We start from the raw sequence: 20869 nt of genomic DNA, 5'->3' as shown, positions 1-20869 counted from the left end.
CTGTAACGCTATCATTAAACAAAGAAAAGTTTATGATTGGTTATTGCTAGAGTTTGTTTCTGAAATCAGGTAAACAGATAAGTTATAGAAAACCGCATTTTGCGGTTTTTTTACTTCTAATAAGAATAAAAATATTTAAAAACTATAGGATGGTCCTCTCAATATAGCTCAGAAAACAAGAGATTCATAAATTTATTTTATGTTTTGTATTATAGATATAAATAAAAATATATTAAAAATTGTTCTCACTTTTGTACGCAGTTTAGTCAAAATTTTACCTAAAGTATTGTATAGTTTAATGATTAAAAGCGATAGTAAATAACTATCCTATTTAAATTAAAGTCCAATATTTTGATTTCATGTCTTGTAAAAATGCAAATAGCTAATAAAGTATTTCTAATAGGTTCATTTATCGTGCTATTATTTTTATACTCTTTACAATATTTTTTATTTATCACAGAATCAGTGTTATCAAGTTCAATAATGCTAAGTGCTATTATTTTAGATAAAATAGAAAATAGAGAGTATCAAGAACTAAAAACTCATTAAGAAAAGTAAACTAAAAACAATTAATAAAAACTAAAATTATGACACTTACAGATCAAAAAGTGAAATTAATGGATGGAACTTTTACGCCATCAGAAGCATCAGACATTCTTACCATGTTTATCGACAAAAAAATTAATTTTCATAAGCTTCAACGATTAAGCATTACTGAGCAAGATTGCAATGATGACACGCCGCATCTCTACAGTAGGATGGATGAACTATTAAAGGCAAAAGAGTCGATAAGAGAAACGATTATGGAGGCTAGACGAGAAGGCTTGGAGCTACAGATTGAAAGCGATATACATATTACGTTGGTCAAAAAATAGCTGGATAAAGGATCTCTGAATTTGTTAAAGCTTAAAAATAGGCAGTAATGTCCTCATTATGGATTTACATTTATTAATTGATAATTTAACTAATCCTGCGTTATTATTTTTTTTCCTTGGTATAATTGCAGTAAGGTTGAAAAGCGATTTAGAAATCCCTGTAAACTCTTCAAAATTTATTTCTCTCTACCTATTATTGTCTATTGGTTTTAAAGGAGGACAAGAACTATCACATAGCGAGTTGACCTTAGAAATAGTCTGGTCTCTCGTCTTTGGGGTAGTGTTAGCTTTAGTAGTGCCAATTTACACCTTTTTTATCCTGAGGCGTAAATATAGTATTGAGAATTCTGGAGCGATAGCTGCATCCTATGGTTCGGTAAGTGCGGTGACTTTTGTTACCGCACTTTCTTTTTTAGAAATAGAACAAATACCATTCGGGGGTCATATGGTTGCTGTAATGGCCATTATGGAAGCTCCTTCAATTATGATCGGAGTGCTTTTAATGTCCATTATGAACAAGAACAACAAAGATGCGATCCCATTAGGTAATGTGCTTAAACATGCATTGACGAATGGTAGTGTTTTACTTATTATGGGTAGTCTTGTAGTTGGTTTTTTGGCAAGCGAAGAACAAGCTGCTGGCATCAAACCTTTTACTACGGATATTTTTAAAGGTTTTCTTGCAGTCTTTCTGTTAGATATGGGAATTACCAGTGGGAAAAAGATTTCATCATTTCTGAAGAAGGGATGGTTTGCAGTATTATTTTCAATATTGATTCCGTTATTCAACGGTATAGTAGTTGCGCTTATCAGTATCACCTTTATAGAAAATATCGGGAACAGATTTTTGTTGGCAATTTTAGCGGCTAGTGCATCTTATATTGCGGTTCCTGCTGCGATGAGATTAGTGGCACCAAAAGCCAATCCAGGGCTATACATACCTATGGCACTAGCGATTACTTTTCCGTTTAATATTACGATAGGATTACCATTATATTTATGCTTGGTACAAATATTTGATTAGAAAAAAATTATATAAACGAACAGGTTCATAAAAGCTATTTTTTTGTACCTGTTCTTGCTAAATAATTTAAAGAAATAAGGGTTATTTTTTGTTCAGATACCTTCTTAATATACCTCCTTTAATTCTGTTTACATCATATTCCAGTATGAATGCATCCGGATCAATGGTGTCAATAATTCTGTTGATCTTTCTTATTTCGAATCTGTTGATAACTGTTTGGATGACTTCAAAATCTTGTGTGGTACCATTTTTACCATAACCATTTACACCCTGAAATACTGTCATCCCAGCTCCTAGCTTTTCTGTAATCGCATTTTTTAACTCCTTGGATTTTTTGGATACAATCATCACTCCTATAAAATCTTCAAATCCTTCTATGGTGAGATCCGTTATTTTTGCCGTCACTAAGAAGGTCAAAATAGAATACATAGCGGTTTCTTTAGAAACAATAACAGCAGTTATCGCAAAAAGTATAAAATTGAAGAACAAAATTACCTGACCAATACTAATTCCAAAAGCATTATTAATATAAATACCCAAGATTTCTGATCCGTCTAAAACGGCTCCGTTCTTTATGGTAATCCCTATTCCTAAACCAAGAAAAAGACCACCAAATATTGCTGTGAGCAGCTTATCGTTGGTTACTACATCAAAAGTTTCTAGTTCTATAGAAATGGCAAGGCCAATAATGGCTATTATAGACTTGATAACCATAATTTTTGATATAGAAAAGTACGCGAGAATCAAAAAAGGGATGCTTAATAGAACCAAAATAATGGAAGTATTAATATGCAAAGTAGAATTTAGAAGAATAGCAATACCGGTTACTCCACCATCCAGAAAACCATTGGGTAATAAAAATGCTTTTAACCCGATACTTGCTAACAGTACTCCAACAGAAATTTGGAAATATTCAGATAATCTTGAAACCAGTAATGTAGTCATTTTTATATTTTTATAGATAGTATAGCTCTCTCTTAGTTACAAAAATGAATAAAATTAGTCATATATTTTTATTTATATTAATGATAGTAATTATAATGAATCATTATAATATCAACATTCTTTTTTGATAAACAGAGGATTTTAAGATTGTTCTAAAAAATGAAATTTATCTTTAATGATTTCGTCCTTTTTATCCTCTACATATTTCAAGAATGCTTCTGCTACAAGTGAGAACTTTTTATTTTTTAACCAGATGAGATTCCAGATAGACTTTATAGGAAAACCTTGTACCGGGATAATTTGGAGACGTCCGGCCTCTAGATCATTTCGGATCCCTATTAAGGGCATTATGGAATATCCTAAACCTGCAATCACTGCTTGTTTTACAGCTTCGTTAGAAGTAAGTTCCATTTTCTTTTTAACTGGGATGTCATTTTCTTCTATATATTTCTCCATAGTATGTCTTGTTCCGGATCCCGGTTCTCTATAGATCAAAGGAAGTTCAGAAAAAATGGACTTATTATACTTTTTCTTGGTAAACTCTTCTGAAGTATTTCCAACCAAATACAATTGGTTTTCCATCAATTTTGTTTTCTCTATTTGTAAATTTTTCGGCAAAACCGAAACAAGCGAAAAATCAACAGTATTTTTTTCTAAACTTTCAATAACTCTTTCTTTATTTGTTACATCCAAAACCAGATCTACGCCTTGGTGTTGTTTCATAAAATCAGAAAGGAAATAAGGGATAATATATTTTCCTGTAGAAACGACAGAAATTTTTAAAACACCAGACAATTGGCCTTGATAGGCCATGGTTTTATAACTAATTTGATTTACCTCGTCCACAATTTTTTGAGCAGCAAGCGCAATTTCTTTACCAAAATCAGTAATGTAAAGTTTTCTGCCTATTACTTCGGTTAATGGGATAGGAAATTGATCCTGAAAGTTTTTTAGCTGTATGGATACGGCAGGTTGTGTTAGGTGCAAATCTTCAGAAGCTTTTGTAATACTTTCTTTTTCTGCGATTTTAAGAAAGATTTGTAATTGGTGGAGAGTATAATTCATAAAATATTTTAATGTTTATGATTACGAATATAAATAAAAATATATGAAAATAATAATGTAATTTAGAGAGAACAAAAAGATGAAATCTATTAGAAAAAATAGATTAATCAGAATTGATAAATATTGTTTTTTAAAAATATTAAGGTTTGGTTTATAGTAGTTTACATCAAAACTTAAGTCTTATAAGATTAAAAAAAAAGCAAAATATTTTCTGAAGAAACACTTGTGTAATATGAATATAAGTGATGATCACAGCTCGGCAAACGAGTACAAGGTAAGAAGTATTTTTAACTATTAAATTGAAATGATATGCAAACCGTATTTGAATATAAAAGTGTAAAAGCTAACAGATATCTAGAGACATTTGCCATCAAAAAGCTAATGAATCTTGCTAAAAAATATTCATTTATTATAAGAGCGGATATCTTTTTCAATAAGGAACAGAAGAACAATAAGAAAGGAAACGTTTGTGGAATCAGACTTAGTCTTCCGGGTCCCAGAATTTACGCATCTTCTGATGAATATAGTTTTGAAAATGCCATTAATAGCACGATAAAAGATCTTAGGGATCAGTTAGAAAGAAGAAAAGTAAAATTATATCATAATTTGAGTTAGCCGGTAAACTATCGAAGCCCGAGATAGTTTTCTGTTTATGATGTTTTCATAGTTGATTGTTTGAAAAGTAGCTGTTTTGCCAAGCAGCTACTTTTTTTTGGATACCTATACAAAATGTTTGGCACGAATATATTTTATTTCTTTCCATTAATCTGATTAACACTCTTGTTCTTTCTAAAAGCATTTTAGATTTCTGTCGGAAATGTTACAGTTATAGTATTTTTCCCCGGTACAATGTCGGAAATCTCTGCGCATTTGGCGGACTTGTTCTATATGAAGAGTAGCACTCTAAACTACCTTTGAAACCATAAAAGTCGAAGAATCTAAAGCGTGTATTATGGTAGATGTAGTGTTAAGTGTTTTAAAAGACAAACTCAATGAATATTTCAAAAATGTAGTGGGAACTACAGAGTCAAATATCATAGAGTTTATTAGTACTACTAATAACGATCCGGTCTCTTTTACGAACGATAAGATAACACCCTTTTTAATCAATATTTCAGAAGATAGGAAATTCAGAAATCCTGATCAATACGCAGGTGTCATACGAAATGGAATTCGCACGCAGACCAATCCTGAAATTCGAATAGAACTTTTGATTCTTTTTGTATCCAAATTCAGTAAGTACGATCAGGCGCTTAAGTTTTTATCACACGTCATTAGGTTCTTCCAGGTTAATAGGATTTTCAACCCGCTCAATTCCCCACAGTTATCTGATGAGAATATAGAGAAATTAGTGGTTGAACTAATTTCAATTCCCTTAGAAGAACAGAATCAGGTATGGCATTCATTGAACACCTCTTATTTACCTTCTGTATTATATAGAGTACGTCTGTTATCATTTATTGATGATCAGAGTATAGAGTTTGTTGGAGAACAAATATCAGGTGTGGAGCTAAAAATGAATGAAAAATAACTGGTGCAAATTGGATGCAAAATCTAAGGAGTCGAACAAAGAGAAAGTCAAATATTGAATTCAAACAAATTATGCCGTGGAGTATCGAGAAATTTTTGAAATAGAAGTCATTCACCCATATTTTTCGGTGATATCGACAGACCTGGTGCTTGTCGCAGATATTGAAACCGGAAAACGTCTTATAAATCTGGGATACGTTCTGAAAAAGACAGTGAACGGGGTAAAAGTTTTGGCTCCATTTCTTCCGGAAAGCAATGCGTTTAGAGATTTGGGCGAAGAGGATGACTTTACATTTTTCGTGTATCCCACCTCAGAGCATACAAAGGAAATCACAGATTTTTCTGAAGTAGCAAAAGGAAGTATGATCTCCTTTTCTAATAAAGGTCAACAACAAAACAATTCAGAATTAGGGGCTAGTACAGTACTACAAGAAGGGTTTTTCGGCGGCTATCCTGCTCTGGCAAGTATCGTTATCAAAGGCGCTGAGATTGACCTTTCCTCTTTGGATCAATCTGTTAAGTTTAAGGCCATATTTGGCGCAAAGTCCATAAAATGGAAGTATTACTTTGTCTCTAATGTTGAAGATCCCGATATCGCCATTGAGTCCAGAGATGACCAAATTAGTTTCAATGAAATTGTAGTGGACGAAAACACAACTGATCAGATTATAAATTCCATTCAATTAAACTTCCCAAATACACAAGTAAAAGTTTTTGAGTCTAAAGACTTAGTTCCCTATAGCAGAAAACCGATTAAAAATATAAAGCTATTGCAAAATGGGGATGTTCTTATCAATCATTTACCTAACCCTCGAGCAGAACAACAAGGAATCCAAATAATTAAAATTAAATAAGAAAAGGCATTTCGAGAGAATCTATAGATTTTTTGGAAAAGCACATTACAAACATTTAAAACTATTAGAATATGTCTAGATTTTTAACACCAGATGTGTACACTGAGGAAGTACCTCTATTACCACAATCTGTAGCAGAAGTTTCTACTGCGGTACCAGCTTTTATTGGATATACAGAAAAAGCAGTAAAAAATGGTAAAGATATGAGAAACAAAGCCGTTAGAGTGTCTACTTTATTGGAGTTTAAAGAAGCTTATGGAGGTGCACAATCTGCATCTTTTGAGGTAAGTGTTGTTGAAGGTGATACTTTAGGGAGTGTAACGGTCAGGGCTCCACAACACACATTGTATCATGCTATTGATCTTTATTTTAAAAATGGTGGAGGCGATTGTTATATTATTTCTGTTGGAAGTTACCAGGATGATTATAACAAAGCATCGTTCTTAAGAGGATTAGAAGCGTTAAGTAAAGAAGACGAACCTACGCTGATTATGCTTGGTGAAGCAACAAAATTAGAAGCTGCCGATTATCTTGAAGTATGCCAAAGTGCTTTGGCTCAATGTGAGGAATTAAAAGACAGGTTTTGCATTTTTGATATTAAAAAAGATGATGAAGATGGAACATCTTTTAGAGATGGAATAGGCACGAATAATCTAAAATATGGCGCAGTTTATACACCCTATCTGCAGACTACGCTCAATTATAAGTACAATGATGATGACGTACAAATCAGTAATACTTCTTCCACAACAGAATCTGGGTTTTTTCTGGTAGTTCATGATGGTATCCGAATTACCTATACAGGTAGTGTTTCAGATGATCCGAACTATAGAATCAACGGGGGTAGTGGAGATGCCCTGGAATTTTCGGTTTCTGCCAACAAACTGTTAACTATTTCAAAGGTTCCTGCAGAGGGGATATCAGCTGCCGATTTACTAACAGCTTGGAAGGCATTTGATGGGAAAGCAGGTTTTGATATAGAAGTCCTTGATACCAATGGGCTAGTTATTCAGACTTCAGGAACCGGAGGAAATCCATTAACAAAACAAACCAGTGGTGTAGGATCTTTTACCTTAGAGAGCATCAAAGGCACTCCTTTGTATAGCAGCATAAAAAGCGAGCTGGCCAAAGAAAGAATCATTTTACCACCAAGTGCAGCAGTAGCTGGTGCATATGCTACCACAGACAGAGAAAGGGGTGTGTGGAAAGCGCCAGCAAACGTGAGTTTAAATGCTGTGATCGGTCCTATCTCAAAAATTACTTCTAGAGATCAGGAAAAGCTAAATGTAGATACTACAAGTGGTAAATCCATCAATGCTATCCGCAGTTTTGTTGGAAAAGGAACTATGATTTGGGGAGCTCGTACCCTAGCAGGAAATGATAACGAATGGCGATATGTACCAGTACGAAGATTATTCAATATGATCGAAGAATCTACCAAGAAAGCATCTCAGTTTGCAGTTTTTGAATCAAACGATGCTGTGACTTGGTTGAAGATGAAGGCTATGATCGAAAGTTTTTTATATGGAGTTTGGCAGCAAGGTGGATTAGCTGGAGCTACCGAAGAACAAGCTTACTTTGTAAATATCGGATTGGGGAAAACCATGACACAGCAAGATATTTTGGAAGGAAAGATGATTGTAGAAATTGGACTGGCAGCTGTGCGTCCTGCAGAATTTATCATACTGAAATTCTCTCATAAACTACAAGAAGCATAATTAGTGTAGAAAATTTAATGAACAAGTAAAAAGTAAAACAATGGCTTTAACTAAAGAACAAATAAAGACAGATTACCCGTTAGTAACCTATAATTATAGGGTAGATATCAATGGAGTATCTATAAGTTTTTCAGAGGTGTCAGGTTTAGAACTATCCTTCGAGACCACAACATATAAGGAAAGCTTTGCTACAGGAGGAAAAGTAGGACCAAATATTATGTACATGCCTGGACAGATCCAACCCGTAAATATATCAATGAAAAAAGGATTGGTAAAAGGAAAGAGTATTCCCGTCTTTTATGATTGGATCAATGACATACAATTGAATCAAGTAGATAAAAGAGATATCGTAGTGCACCTTTTAGATGAGACGGGTAGTACTGTAGTGAGCTGGAAAGTTATAGATGCTTTTCCAACCAAATTGACCGCTCCTTCTTTTGATGCAAGCTCTAATGATGTAGCTATAGAATCTATGGATTTAATGGCATTTAGAGTAACTATGGAAGAAGCATAATAGATAAGTAAACTAAGTGCTATTCTAGGAAATAACACCAGAATGATAAGTCAGTATAAATTTAAAAAACCAAAGTATTGTGGCAATTGATAAACAGAAAATTAGCGAAACCTATCCGTTACCGGTATACAATTATCAAGTAACCATTAATGGAGTTGAAATCATGTCGTTTTCAGAAATTTCAGGTTTGGAGATTGATCACGATCATGTGTTGTATCGACACGGTTTTAGTTGGGCAGTCGGTGATCATTTGATCCGTGGACAAAGAAAGCCGATTAATATTTCTTTAAAAAGAGGGTTGATCAAACGTCGAAGTGATTTATATGATTGGATTACATCTGGCACAAAGAAAGACATTAGAATAGAACTTTGTGATGAAGCTGGGATGGGCATCGTAGTTTGGGAGGTTTCCCGAGCATTACCTTTCAAATTAGATGCTCCATCGTTTAGCGCTAGCAATAGCGAAGTAGCCATCGAGAGCCTGGATTTAATAGCTCATAATCTACGAGTAAAATACAATTAAAGAGTTACCATATGTTAGATGTTTTAAGAGCAATGAATTTTGCGGATAAAGAACCTACATTATCACACAGATTTGGAGTGTTCTTTCTATCAGGAGGTGTTATTCCTAATCCTATAGATCTTAGGTTTCAAAAAGTTAGTGGTATCAGTACCGAAGTACAACTGGACACGATAAACGAAGGAGGACAAAACCTACACTCACATCGCGTACCCAAAAAGATTAACTATAACAATTTAGTATTGGAACGAGGCTATGTGGCTAGTAGTTTAGATAATTTTGGACTCCCAGTACCAGGCTTAGGCTTTATAGGCTCTCCTCTAATAGCTGAGTTCAATACGACATTTTCATTTTTTAAGTTTAATCCGTGTAATGTGTTGGTCACATTATTTAACGAAGAAGGGATTCCGATTGGAGGATGGTTATTCCTCAAAGCATATCCGGTAAAATGGTCGGTGTCCGATTTGGATGCACAATCCAATACTGTAGCTATCGATACTATGGAGTTGGCATATACACGATTTCAAATTTTAAGAGTATAAAAATGGCAGTAGAGATCAAAGAAATTGTCATTAGAGCAATCATATCAGATGCTTCGCAGACAGATGAAGCTAGCTCATCTTTGAATACCAGAAAAGAACAATGCGATGTGGTACAGGAATGCGTGCATCAAGTACTAAAAATATTGAAAAAGAAAAACCTTAGATAGATCATGGCATTATTAAGTGAATTAAGTTTTAAACTACAAAAACTAAGAATTTTATCTTTCGATAATCAAGAAAGAACCACTGGTAAAAGTGAATTAGAGGTGATGTTTAATCCCGAGTCTGTACGACGAAGTTTCGTAAATAATTTCAATAAAGAAGCCAGTAATCCTCAAAATGAAGCTAATACAACGTTTACATATGGTAGTCTATCTACGGTAAGTATGAGTCTCATTTTTGATGGAACCGATGTAGATCAATATGGAGCTGAGATAGCGCTTAGATTGTTAAGAGGAACCCAAAAAAGTGTTGCAGAAAGAATAGATAATTTTCGAAAAGACATAGCAGAAATAAAAGGTAACATTCATGAACCACGCTATTTAGTTCTTAGTTGGGGAAAAACACTGAAGTTTAACTGTAGGCTATCCAGCTTAGATATAAATTACACATTGTTCGAAAGAAATGGAGATCCTTTACGGGCCGAACTTAATGTATCCTTCATTGGGGACGATACACCCAAAGCACAATTAGCCAAGTTGAATTTACAATCTCCTGATCTTACGCATTATCGTATGGTAAAAACAGGTGATCAATTACCATTGATGTGTCAGGAAATATATGGCACTCCCATGTACTATCCATTAGTAGCAAGTGCCAATAAACTCACAGATTTTAGAAATCTAACACCAGGTCAAGAAATTTATTTTCCACCCATAGAAAAATAAAAGATGTCATCAACTGTAGTAACAAGTACGATTAAAAGTAACGGCAAGATCCTTCCATTGGGATCGTATGAATTATTGTCGATAGATACCAGTAAAGAGTTTAATAAAATACCTGTGGCCGAACTCAAGCTATCTGATGGTTCCGTAGCAAATCAAAAGTTTACCACTTTAGAGAGCGATGCTTTTATACCAGGGGCTTTCATTGAAATCTTTTTACGGTACGAAGGAAATAATACCAATGAAGCTAAGATTTTTCAAGGTATCGTGATCAATCAGGAAATAGAACGCTCACCATACCGATCAGTACTTACAATAGAGCTTTGCGATCCGTCTATAAAAATGACCACTTTGCGTAAAAACAAAGTATTTCAGAATCAAACGGATAGTAAACTTATAAAAGAAATCATTAGTACCTACAAGGATGTAAAAGCTAAGAATATCGAAAATACTTCTTTGGCACATCCACAGATGGTTCAGTACTATGTTTCGGATTGGGATTTTATAGTATCAAGAGCAGAAGCGAATGGCCAATTAGTACAAGTTGATAATGGAAATGTTTCTGTTTTTACGCCACAAATTGGTAGTACAGATCATACCCTAACCTTTGGGATAGACCTGGCCCATTTTGATCTAAAAATTAGTAGTCGTCATCAATATAAGAAAGTACATTCATTTGGTTTGGATACAAAAAAGGATCAATTAGCACTTAGTGTTCCTAAAAAGGGTAAAGAGCAAATACTTACAAGTATTGATTATAAAACCTCACAACTGTCAGATGCGGTTGGTGCTGAAGAAACAAACTTGGTTCATGCGGTACCTACAGATCCATTAGAATTACAATCGTGGTCAGATGCGCAACTTGTAAAATCAAGACTTGCACTTGTACAAGGAACGATTAGGATTAATGGTAACGGAAAGGTAGAAGTAGGTCAGACCCTAAAAATCGAAAATGTAAGTCGATTTAATGGGGAACATATTATTACTGGGGTTCGACATGGATTTGTAATGGGTTCAGGATGGTATACTTACTTGCAGATTGGAATGGATGCCCATTGGTTTAGTGCCCAATCTGATATTATGGAGACACAAGCTGCAGGATTATTACCTGGGATTAATGGATTACAAATAGGAACAGTGCTGGGTCATATAGAAGATTCGAAACACGGATTCCGAATTAAAGTACATATCCCGGCTTTTGATCAAGAAGCAAAAACTACCGAAGTATTAGCTATGTATACCACCTTAGATGCCGGAATAGACCATGGTATTTTCTTCCCTCCAGAAAAAGGAGATCGTGTAGTGATTGGTTTTTTAAATGATGATCCCAGACAAGCAGTTGTTTTAGGAGCGATGCATAGCCATAAAGCACCACATACCGTAAAGAAAAAAAATACCTACAAGGGGATTTTTACCAAGTCTAATTATCAATTGCTTTTTGATGAAGGAAAAGAAACCGTAACACTTTCTACTGCAGATAAGGATCAGTCTAACGAGCAGCTATTAGCCATCAATCAGAAGGAGAAAACAATCACATTAGAAGATGCTCATGGTAATAGTATTCTAATGGGTAAAGATGGGATTAAAATAATGAGCGCTAAGGATTTTTCAATAGAGGCTGCGGGAGACTTTGATATCAATGCTAAAGGAAAAGTAAAAGTAAAAGGGAAAAAAGTGGATTTAATATAAGTGCTATGAATAATAAATTTTTAGGAAACGGATGGTCATTTCCTCCTGCTTTTGGAGTTGGAGGTGCTGAGGTCGAACTCACTTCAGGAGAAGAAGATATCAAGCAAAGTCTTCAGATTTTGTTATCAACATCACTAAAAGAACGGATTATGCATCCGGATTTTGGGTGTGACCTTACGCAATTTTTGTTTGAAGAGTTGGATCACAAATTTGCCAATGAGTTAAGCGGGATTGTATCGCGTTCCCTGTTGCTATACGAACCAAGAATTGAAGTAAATAATGTTTCAATAACAGATATAGATCCTGAAAATGGTATAGTGCATATCGATATCGATTATATAGTAAGAACAACAAATAATCGATTTAATCTCATCTATCCATTTTATATAAATGAAGCTTCTAGTATAGCATTTGATTTGTAATAAAATAGATAATTATTAAAACTAAATGAAAAATGGATCTAATAGTGATAGATGGAGATACGGTTAATTTTTTACCAGCTTTTGGAAGTGCCGTTGTTAGTGTACAACCAGGTAAGATAACGGCATCAGGAAAAACCACTGTCAAAGGTAAAAAAGTATGTGTAGCAGGAGACGAATCTAAAGTGGAAGTTAAAAATTGTTCTTATGTAGCACCTCCATTTATAATTCCTGGTCAGGGAACATTAACCATTAAAAAATTAGGTCCAGATCAATTAACAACAAAAAGTAAAAGTGGAAACAAAAGCATTATCATAAAGGGTAGCATTTTTATAGCGGAGTTTAAGGTTACTTCTCCAGCAAAACAACCACCTCCAGCAAATACACCAGATCCTTTACCTATGTATCCTGGACAAGGTAAACTAGTCCCCTCAAATGCAAAAATTAAAGCTACTTAAAATCTAAATAACCTAAAGTTGTAAAAAGAGATGAATACTATTCAGAATATAGATAACATACTTCTTAGAGACGGGACCAGTCAGAACGATCGCAATTCGGATGCTCTGAGTACTGATTATGTGGCTATCGAAGGACGTAGTTTAGAAGAATTGATTACAGAAGCACAACGATTAGCCAAAGAACTTCAGTTTTTTGATACACAAAATAGACCTACGGGTACTTGGGAATCATTTCTTATAGATGACCCCAATATTTTTAATCAAAATTCAATAGAAGGTAGAAAAATACAACAAAAACACTGGGCAAAAGAACTAGCAGCATATGTAGAAAACCCAGAATTGTCTTATAATAACGCCGAAAAGAAGGCGAAATTATCAAAGCCTCACGTAGTGTTGTTCATCACTTTTCTTAAGTTAATGAATCATGTAAAGTCTAAATTGAATGGACTTACCGAAAGGCATCTCGATTTTTACTATAGAAAGTATCTTCAATTAGACCCAAAACAATCAGTACCAGATATGGTGAATGTACTTTTGGAATTGGAGGAGAATACTCAATATCTCGAAGTACAAAAAGGAACCATATTACAGGCAGGAGAAGACACTGAAGGAAACGAATTACAGTATGTCACTAATGAAGATACGGTGATTAGTAAAGCTCAAATTGCACAATTAAAAAGTGTTTTTGTAGCTAAGCAAGTACGAACTATCCAAAATGTACATCAGGAGCGAAGAAAAACAAAGGATACTGCATTTGTAGACATGATGGAAATGGCATTAGGGCATCCAAATCCTGGTGACGCACTACCAGATTTTCCAGAAGAATCACAGATAGAAGATCTTTTTCAATTACAAGGAGCGGTAAAAAACGAGAATGCTGAGGCACTTGCTTATGTAAAAGATGCATTGTTTTTAGAAAGAGATGAGTTTGACAGGATTTTTTTAAAGCACCAAGAAGATAAAGAAGGAATTCCTATAGATTGGGAACCTGAGTACCAGCTATTAGAAAAAGCGTACGAAAGAAAAGTAATTCACCAGAGACAACAAGGTTTAAAAGAATTGCACAATACCAATGGATTTGATGCCCTGCTAAAGAAGGTCTATGGGAATCCAAATCCAGGAGATTCTTTGCCGTTATACAATGGAGAAACAACATCTTTAGAAAAAGTACTTGAAGATTTAGAGGCCTCAAATGAAAACTCTGAGCTAGCATTAGAATATGTGGAAGTAGAATTATTGTTAAGAAAACAAGATTTTATCCATCTCATGCAAACCAATAGTGATGGTGCTATTTCCGAAGAAGATAAAAATAAAGTATATCGTATTTTAGAATTTTCTGAACGTCAGCTGCGCTCTGTGGTTATTCCTTCTCCAGAAACAGAACAATTATCAGATATTTATGATACTTCCAATGCTAAAGGTTTTCTTTTTAGTCAGTATGATGAGGAAGAAGAAAGTAAAAGATTCAAAACTTTTGGGGATAGACTAACTGCTATTGCAGATAATTCCTTAAAACCATCAGAGATTGGATTTGCGATTAGTTCTCCAACCTTATTACTCAAAGACGGAAAACGTACTATTGAAGTATTGTTAGATCTGAATCTCAGCAGCCAAAAAATAAAAGATTTACGAGCTGTTTTTGATACAAAAGATCCTTTTCAAACCTATCTAAGCAGTGCAGAACAATGGTTTACGCCAGATGCGGTTCAGTATTCTTTCGGGAATTATGTAGGCAGTTCATCAGAGAATAATCTAAATGTTGAAATAAAGGATCAAACCATTACTCGATTAGATACGACTAATTTTAATGTAACTGATATAGGCGATTACATCGTAGATAACTCTCAAAAAATTTATGAGATCGTAGCCTTTAAGGGTGTAAAAATTGTAGAAGTGAAAGAAGTTGGTGTTATAGAAACGCCTATAGAAAATGCACAGAAATACAGCAAGGATCAAGTATACTTAAATGCTCTGAGAATCCAAATTCAGCTTCAGGATAATGATTTACCAATTATTTCATTTCCATCTTCGTCATCTTTTATAGCATCTGATCACCCTGTTATGATCTGTACATTACATTCTTCAATAGAAGGGCAAGATGATCAAAATCGTTTGGTAAGTAGCTATCAGCACTTAGTAGATGTAGCATTACAAAAAGCTCATATTCGAATAGATGTTCAGGATATGCAGCATAGTATCGTAGAGAACGATGAAGGAACAATCGATACCAACAAACCTTTTGAGCCTTTTGGCTTTCAACCCGAAATTGGAACTAGTTTTTATATTGCTAATGACGAAATATCGCAGAAACGCTTGCAAGATGTACAATTACATTTAGAATGGATCAAACAGCCCACATCTTTTGTGGATTATTACAAAAACTATTGGCTTATCCAAGCAGATCATACAGAGGAAGAACTCGCTGCACTAGATGATGCACAATTGGCTGAACTTATAGATCAAAAGTTAGGTTTTGATGCTGCTATCATTGAGAATGACCATGATTTTAAGGCGGATGTCTTTTTACGTGATCTCAACGCAGAATTGTTACTTTCTACCAAGATAGAAGATGAGCAAGGCAATGAAGTAACAGAAGGATTTCCGCTTTTTAATCAGGACAATCGGATATCTATCGATGATATACCCGCAAGGATAAAAAATACTAGTCCAGATTATGAATATAAAGAACGTTTTGGAATACAGAGGGACGAAGAAGAAGCATTACTTTGGGATCGCTATTTTAGAATAGAATTAACTCCAACAAACTTTCAGCATTCGATATTCAATACCTTATCTGTTAAGCAAGCAATATCGGAGAAGGTAGATATAAAAAGCTTAAAGATTAATCCACCATATCAGCCTAAGCTTAAAAAACTAGGAATCTCATATACGTCTTGTGATACTATTCTAGCAAAAACTGCCGTGGATAGTACGAATAAGATATTTCATATACATCCTTTTGGGTATGATGATATAACTCCTGGAGCAGAAAGTACGCTAATTCCTACGTATAAGGATGAAGGCTCATTATATCTGGGAATCGCTGAGTTAGACACCCCACAAGTACTTTCAATTTTATTTCAAATGGCAGAAGGTAGTGCAGATCCAGAAGTAGAAAAACCAATAGTGCAATGGAGTTATCTGCGAAATAACGAATGGATAGCATTGGCACCTTCTAATCTACTACAGGATGGTACGAATGGATTATTAAATACAGGGATCGTAAAAATCAGAATACCAGAAGATGCTACCCAAGGCGGTACGCTGATGCCATCGCATTTACATTGGATGAAGATAAGTACCTTTAAAAATATTGAAGGAGTCTCTGATACCATTGATATTTGTACTCAGGTGATCAGTGCTACACTGGCTAGCAAAACAGTAGCGCTAGCACATTTCGAAAATCCGTTACCGATAGATACGATTACAGAAGCGCTAAATCAAATACCTGAAGTAGCAAAAATCTCACAACCTTTTACTTCTAGTAAGGGGAAGCCGGCAGAAAAAGGAGATGCCTTATATAAACGAATCAGTGAACGTTTACGACACAAAAACAGAGCGCTAACGATGTGGGATTATGAACATATGATATTACATAAGTTCCCAGAGATCTATAAGGCAAAATGTCTTCCGGCTTCGGATCGTATCGGTGGTGTAGACGTGATTGTAGTTCCGGATATTAAAGGAAAATTACCATTTAATCCTTTTGCTCCAAAAGTAGCAGCTGATACACTTTTTAGAATTAATTCGTATTTAGAAAATCTGGCTCCGACCTATGCAGAGGTATCGGTTTCGAACCCTTCTTATTTACAAGTTTCTACAGAATGTGTTGTAAAATTTTATTCTGGATATGACGAAGTTTTTTATAAAGACAAGTTAATAGAAGAAATTAAACGCTTTATGTCCCCTTGGGCATACGGAGAAGATAGTGATATTCAAATCGGGGGATCACTTCATGCCAGTGTGATTATCAATTTCATTGCAGAACGTCCGTATATCGATTACGTAGCGAATCTCAAATTATTTCAAAGCGAAGATGGAAAAACATTTACGGATGTACGAAGTCTGAATGATGGTAAATCTATTGTCACGCCTTTACTACCGGATATGATTATGGTAGCTGCTCAAATACATGAGGTATATGTCGTAAACGAAAATGGATTCGAAGAAGACAGTTTTGAAGGAATTAATTATATGGAAATCAGTAAAGACTTTATCGTAAGATAAGATCTTAAAACTAAAGTAATAAATATATTCTTATGGAAATCAATAAAAGAAATAGAACAGAACTCAAAGAGTATTTTAAGATCAATGACAAACCTACACAAGAAGAGTTTTCAGATTTTATAGAAGCCAGTATTAATCAAGCGGAAGACGGGATCGCGAAAGTACAAGGTAATCCGTTGTCTATACAAGCTGAAGGAGAACGAGTAGGCACACAAGAAGTATTAGATCTATATGAGAGCTTCGCTGACGACAACCCACAATGGTCTGTAAACCTAAACCCTAGAGTGAATTCGGAGGAGCCTGCTAGTAATCAGCTAGGACTCAATATCAAGGACGCAACGGGGCAGAGTCGTTTGTTTATCAAATCAGGGCAAGGGAACGTGGGGATAGGAACGATTGAGCCAAGTGCCAAACTTACGCTAGAAGGGCAAAATACCTCGCCCTTATTATCTGTCATTGACACTACTGACCAACGTGATACTATTTTCGAAGTTTCTAAAAAAGAAGGAGTTGCTGTAAAAGGTATGTTGCAAGTAGAAGGAGAACTAAAAGCGACTAATATTTCGGATAATGAAGAGCTGGATAATGCTGCGACCAGTCATGGTAAACTCGCCACCCAAAAAGCAGTAAAAACATATGTAGATACACGAATGCCAAAAGGAGTGATTGTCATGTGGTCTGGAAATATTAGTAGTATTCCTATAGGATGGGCATTATGTGATGGAAATCAAGGTACTCCCAACTTATCAGGAAGATTTATTGTAGGATTTGAAAAAGATAACCCAGAGTACCAAATTGGAAATAAAGGAGGTAAAGAACAAGTAACGCTAACCACCGGGCAATTACCTGCTCACAGTCATACTGGGACCACTGATGAAAAAGGTGAACATTCACATAATTTTACGGGTGCTGCTAAAAGAGGTGATGGATCTGGTACAGGGAGTTCTAATGACTATTATAAGCCATTCGCTAGAACTACCGAAGCTTCAGGCAAACATAGGCATGGCTTTAATACTAATAATACTGGAAATAATCAACCTCATGAAAACCGTCCGCCATATTTCGTATTGGCATACATCATGAAATTATAACCATTTCAAAATCTATAGTAATAGCTACCTATCGTTTTGGAGAAATACAAACAACAATTACCTTTTACAATGACAAATACAATCACCATACCTAGAGAAGTACCACAAGGTAGCGCATTGAGCTATGAATTCCTAAGAGAAGAAGGAATGCAATTGATCCAAAAAATGGCAGGCGACACCTGGACCGATCATAACATTCATGATCCTGGCATTACGATTTTAGAACAACTGTGTTATGCAGTCACTGATCTGGCGTATCGTATGGAATTTGATATTCAGGATTTGATAGGAAATAACCACAAGAGTTTGTACAGTCCAGCGACCATATTAACTACAAATCCGGTAACCCTTATAGATATTCGTAAGATGGTGATTGATATAGAGGGCGTTAAAAATGCCTGGGTTGAAAAGGTAGTTCCTAAAAACAGTAGTGAACTTGGACCTGGTATTCCCAAAGGATTGTTTCGTGTATTTATAGAAAAGGATGCATTATTCGATATTCCTGGTAGTAAAATCATTACTGCTGTCCGTGAAAAATTATATAGCTGTCGTTCGATCTGTGAAGATTTTGAAGAAATCAAACTATTAGATACGCAAGAGGTACGATTACAAGGTAGTATCGAAATTGCTGATACCGTAGATGATATCCACGAATTGGTAGCCAATATGTTACATAGTGTGGGGGCTCATTTTTCACCACGTATTCCTTTCTACACCTTACAGCAACAGCTGGAAAAAGGGAAAACAACGGATGAGATTTTTGATGGTCCTAGATTACATCATGGTTTTATGGAAGATCAGGATATCGCCAAAGCCTATCGTAAAGAAGAAATACAAACGTCGGATGTGATTAAAGAAATAATGGATCAACCGGGTATATTGGTAATCGATAAATTGGCACTTGCTACCGGAACGAATACGGTAAAAAATTGGATCTTACCATTGGATACTTCCAAAACACCTATTTTGGATGTGGATGGTACCCTATCGCAATTATCATTTACGTCCAAAGGGCTTACCGTAAGTGTTGAAGCAGAACGTATCAAAGAGTTATATAATCAAAAAAGAACTGAAGAAGTTTCCGGATTAGGATCATTATTTGAAAAAGACATCATGCTACCTACATCGGATGCGCCTCGATTAGATCAATACTATCCGATTCAGAATCAATTTCCGATGAATTATGGTATCGGAGAAATAGGATTACCTGATTATGCTTCTGCTACCAGAAAAGCGCAGGCAAAACAATTGAGTGGCTATTTGTTGTTTTTCGAGCAAACTTTGGCTAATTATTTTTCGCAATTAGCAAGTTTCAAAAGACTAATGGGTTTTGATGGGGATGATACCAGTACATATTTTAATCAAAATTTATTGGATTGCGTTCCCGGAATGGCAGACTTACTTAGCAGTCCGGAGAGCTATACTTCGTATCTAGAGGAAATGACGGCCGATACGACTACAGGATTGTTAAGAAAAAATAAATTCTTGAATCATTTGTTAGCTCGATTTGCCGAGAAGTTTACTTCTTACGGAATGGTAGTAAAAGATACTGCCGATGATCAGGATGCTTCGGACAAAAAATTAATCAAAGATAAAGCACGATTTTTAAAAGAATATCCTGTGGTTAGTGGTTGCAAAGCAAAAGGATATCATATCAAAAGTGATCTTTGGGATACCAAAAATGTCTCTGGATTAGAAAAAAGAATTGCATTAAAAATAGGGGTCGAGGATTACAGCCGCAGAAATCTGGGAGATGGCGATGCAGCCGGATTGCATATGATAGAGCATGTACTATTGCGATCCAGAAAAAACTATCCCTATCCTTTTGTGGCCAGATACAATACAGCACCCATTACAAAATTTGAAATTGCTATTACCGAGGAGTTTACACGATGTATCATTGGTGATCATGATTTGCTATCAGGTGAAGAAGTAGTAATTACTAACAATGATCACTATAATGGTGTATATACAATACTGGCTGTTGGGGATGATTTTTTTGAGATCAAAGCACCTTTTCAGGAATCAGAATCGGGAGCCGTTTGGAAACGTACGAACGATATACGATATTATTTGCGATCGGCTGTGGTTCAAGGTTTTAGAGCAGCAACCAATACCAATCATACGTTTTGTCATATAGGAGCACATTCTTTAAAAGTTGGCGACCTTATAGAGATTACTAAAACAACCAATTATAATGGAGAGTATTCCATTATTTCGATATCCAACGATGGTTTCGAAATCGATGTGCCTTTTGTAGAGGAAGAGGAAATAGGAAGATGGATGTCCAATGATACTCCACAAGATCAGTATTCTTTACAGCTCACTTTTATACTTCCTTCGTGGATAGAAAGATATCAGGATAAGGATTTCAAAAAATTCATTGCCTTAACCATTCGAGAAGAAACTCCTGTGCATATCAGAACAAACATTCAATGGTTGGATCAAGAGGAGATGCAAGAATTTGATCATGCTTATCATCGTTTCCTTACTGAAATTCAAAACGGATAAAAG

General features: G+C 35.2%; 19 protein-coding genes. 17 read left to right on the top strand and 2 right to left on the bottom strand.

All coding sequences use genetic code 11. The features are described from left to right. Positions 1 to 587 precede the first annotated feature (587 nt). Both ACE94K_RS01970 and ACE94K_RS01965 read left to right on the top strand, forming a co-directional pair. Positions 588 to 875: a hypothetical protein gene (locus tag ACE94K_RS01970; protein WP_378179199.1), complete on the top strand. Its 288-nt coding sequence runs from the start codon at positions 588 to 590 to the stop codon at positions 873 to 875. A 58-nt stretch (positions 876 to 933) separates the two neighbouring features. Beyond that, on the top strand, positions 934 to 1899 hold the full coding sequence (locus tag ACE94K_RS01965; RefSeq protein WP_378179196.1) for a sodium-dependent bicarbonate transport family permease: 966 nt from the start codon (positions 934 to 936) through the stop codon (positions 1897 to 1899). 81 nt (positions 1900 to 1980) lie between these two features. Here ACE94K_RS01965 and ACE94K_RS01960 read toward each other — a convergent pair whose 3' ends face one another. Together ACE94K_RS01960 and ACE94K_RS01955 are read right to left on the bottom strand one after the other, a co-directional pair. Continuing rightward, positions 1981 to 2844: a YitT family protein gene (locus ACE94K_RS01960; RefSeq protein WP_378179193.1), complete on the bottom strand. Its 864-nt coding sequence runs from the start codon at positions 2842 to 2844 to the stop codon at positions 1981 to 1983. Between the two features lie 141 nt (positions 2845 to 2985). After that, the gene (locus ACE94K_RS01955; protein WP_378179190.1) at positions 2986 to 3909 is read right to left on the bottom strand and encodes a LysR family transcriptional regulator; all 924 of its coding nucleotides are present in this window, start codon (positions 3907 to 3909) and stop codon (positions 2986 to 2988) included. A gap of 309 nt (positions 3910 to 4218) precedes the next feature. Between ACE94K_RS01955 and ACE94K_RS01950 the strand changes: the two genes are divergently transcribed. From ACE94K_RS01950 to ACE94K_RS01880, 15 genes are all read left to right on the top strand, one after another. Further along, positions 4219 to 4524 (top strand): HPF/RaiA family ribosome-associated protein, encoded by a 306-nt coding sequence (locus tag ACE94K_RS01950; protein WP_378179188.1) that lies wholly within the window; start codon positions 4219 to 4221, stop codon positions 4522 to 4524. A 337-nt stretch (positions 4525 to 4861) separates the two neighbouring features. Beyond that, complete coding sequence (locus ACE94K_RS01945; RefSeq protein WP_378179185.1) at positions 4862 to 5440, top strand: DUF4255 domain-containing protein; 579 nt, start codon at positions 4862 to 4864, stop codon at positions 5438 to 5440. A 76-nt stretch (positions 5441 to 5516) separates the two neighbouring features. Then, on the top strand, positions 5517 to 6293 hold the full coding sequence (locus tag ACE94K_RS01940; protein ID WP_378179182.1) for a hypothetical protein: 777 nt from the start codon (positions 5517 to 5519) through the stop codon (positions 6291 to 6293). Between the two features lie 71 nt (positions 6294 to 6364). Continuing rightward, entirely contained in the window at positions 6365 to 8011 is a 1647-nt protein-coding gene (locus ACE94K_RS01935; RefSeq protein WP_378179179.1) for a phage tail sheath family protein, read from the top strand. Between the two features lie 40 nt (positions 8012 to 8051). Continuing rightward, the gene (locus tag ACE94K_RS01930; RefSeq protein ID WP_108805100.1) at positions 8052 to 8525 is read left to right on the top strand and encodes a phage tail protein; all 474 of its coding nucleotides are present in this window, start codon (positions 8052 to 8054) and stop codon (positions 8523 to 8525) included. A gap of 79 nt (positions 8526 to 8604) precedes the next feature. Then, on the top strand, positions 8605 to 9048 hold the full coding sequence (locus ACE94K_RS01925; protein ID WP_378179176.1) for a phage tail protein: 444 nt from the start codon (positions 8605 to 8607) through the stop codon (positions 9046 to 9048). An 11-nt stretch (positions 9049 to 9059) separates the two neighbouring features. Then, positions 9060 to 9587: a phage tail protein gene (locus ACE94K_RS01920; RefSeq protein ID WP_378179173.1), complete on the top strand. Its 528-nt coding sequence runs from the start codon at positions 9060 to 9062 to the stop codon at positions 9585 to 9587. A gap of 2 nt (positions 9588 to 9589) precedes the next feature. Then, on the top strand, positions 9590 to 9754 hold the full coding sequence (locus ACE94K_RS01915; protein WP_378179170.1) for a DUF5908 family protein: 165 nt from the start codon (positions 9590 to 9592) through the stop codon (positions 9752 to 9754). Positions 9755 to 9757: 3 nt separating this feature from the next. After that, a complete protein-coding gene (locus tag ACE94K_RS01910; protein WP_378179167.1) occupies positions 9758 to 10474 on the top strand; it encodes a hypothetical protein in 717 nt (238 codons plus the stop codon). Positions 10475 to 10477: 3 nt separating this feature from the next. Next, positions 10478 to 12160: a type VI secretion system tip protein VgrG gene (gene vgrG / locus ACE94K_RS01905; RefSeq protein WP_378179164.1), complete on the top strand. Its 1683-nt coding sequence runs from the start codon at positions 10478 to 10480 to the stop codon at positions 12158 to 12160. 5 nt (positions 12161 to 12165) lie between these two features. Beyond that, positions 12166 to 12582: a GPW/gp25 family protein gene (locus tag ACE94K_RS01900; RefSeq protein ID WP_378179161.1), complete on the top strand. Its 417-nt coding sequence runs from the start codon at positions 12166 to 12168 to the stop codon at positions 12580 to 12582. Positions 12583 to 12614: 32 nt separating this feature from the next. Further along, a complete protein-coding gene (locus ACE94K_RS01895; protein ID WP_378179158.1) occupies positions 12615 to 13037 on the top strand; it encodes a hypothetical protein in 423 nt (140 codons plus the stop codon). 30 nt (positions 13038 to 13067) lie between these two features. After that, entirely contained in the window at positions 13068 to 17264 is a 4197-nt protein-coding gene (locus ACE94K_RS01890) for a baseplate J/gp47 family protein (protein ID WP_378179155.1), read from the top strand. 32 nt (positions 17265 to 17296) lie between these two features. Beyond that, complete coding sequence (locus ACE94K_RS01885) at positions 17297 to 18355, top strand: hypothetical protein (RefSeq protein ID WP_378179152.1); 1059 nt, start codon at positions 17297 to 17299, stop codon at positions 18353 to 18355. A 69-nt stretch (positions 18356 to 18424) separates the two neighbouring features. Then, entirely contained in the window at positions 18425 to 20866 is a 2442-nt protein-coding gene (locus tag ACE94K_RS01880) for a hypothetical protein (protein ID WP_378179149.1), read from the top strand. Positions 20867 to 20869 lie beyond the last annotated feature (3 nt).

Origin of the sequence: Aquimarina besae, from assembly GCF_042434905.1 — a bacterium.
Lineage (GTDB): Bacteria > Bacteroidota > Bacteroidia > Flavobacteriales > Flavobacteriaceae > Aquimarina.
The sequence above is the reverse complement of the archived record's forward strand: the minus strand, read 5'-3'. Positions and strand labels throughout refer to the sequence as shown.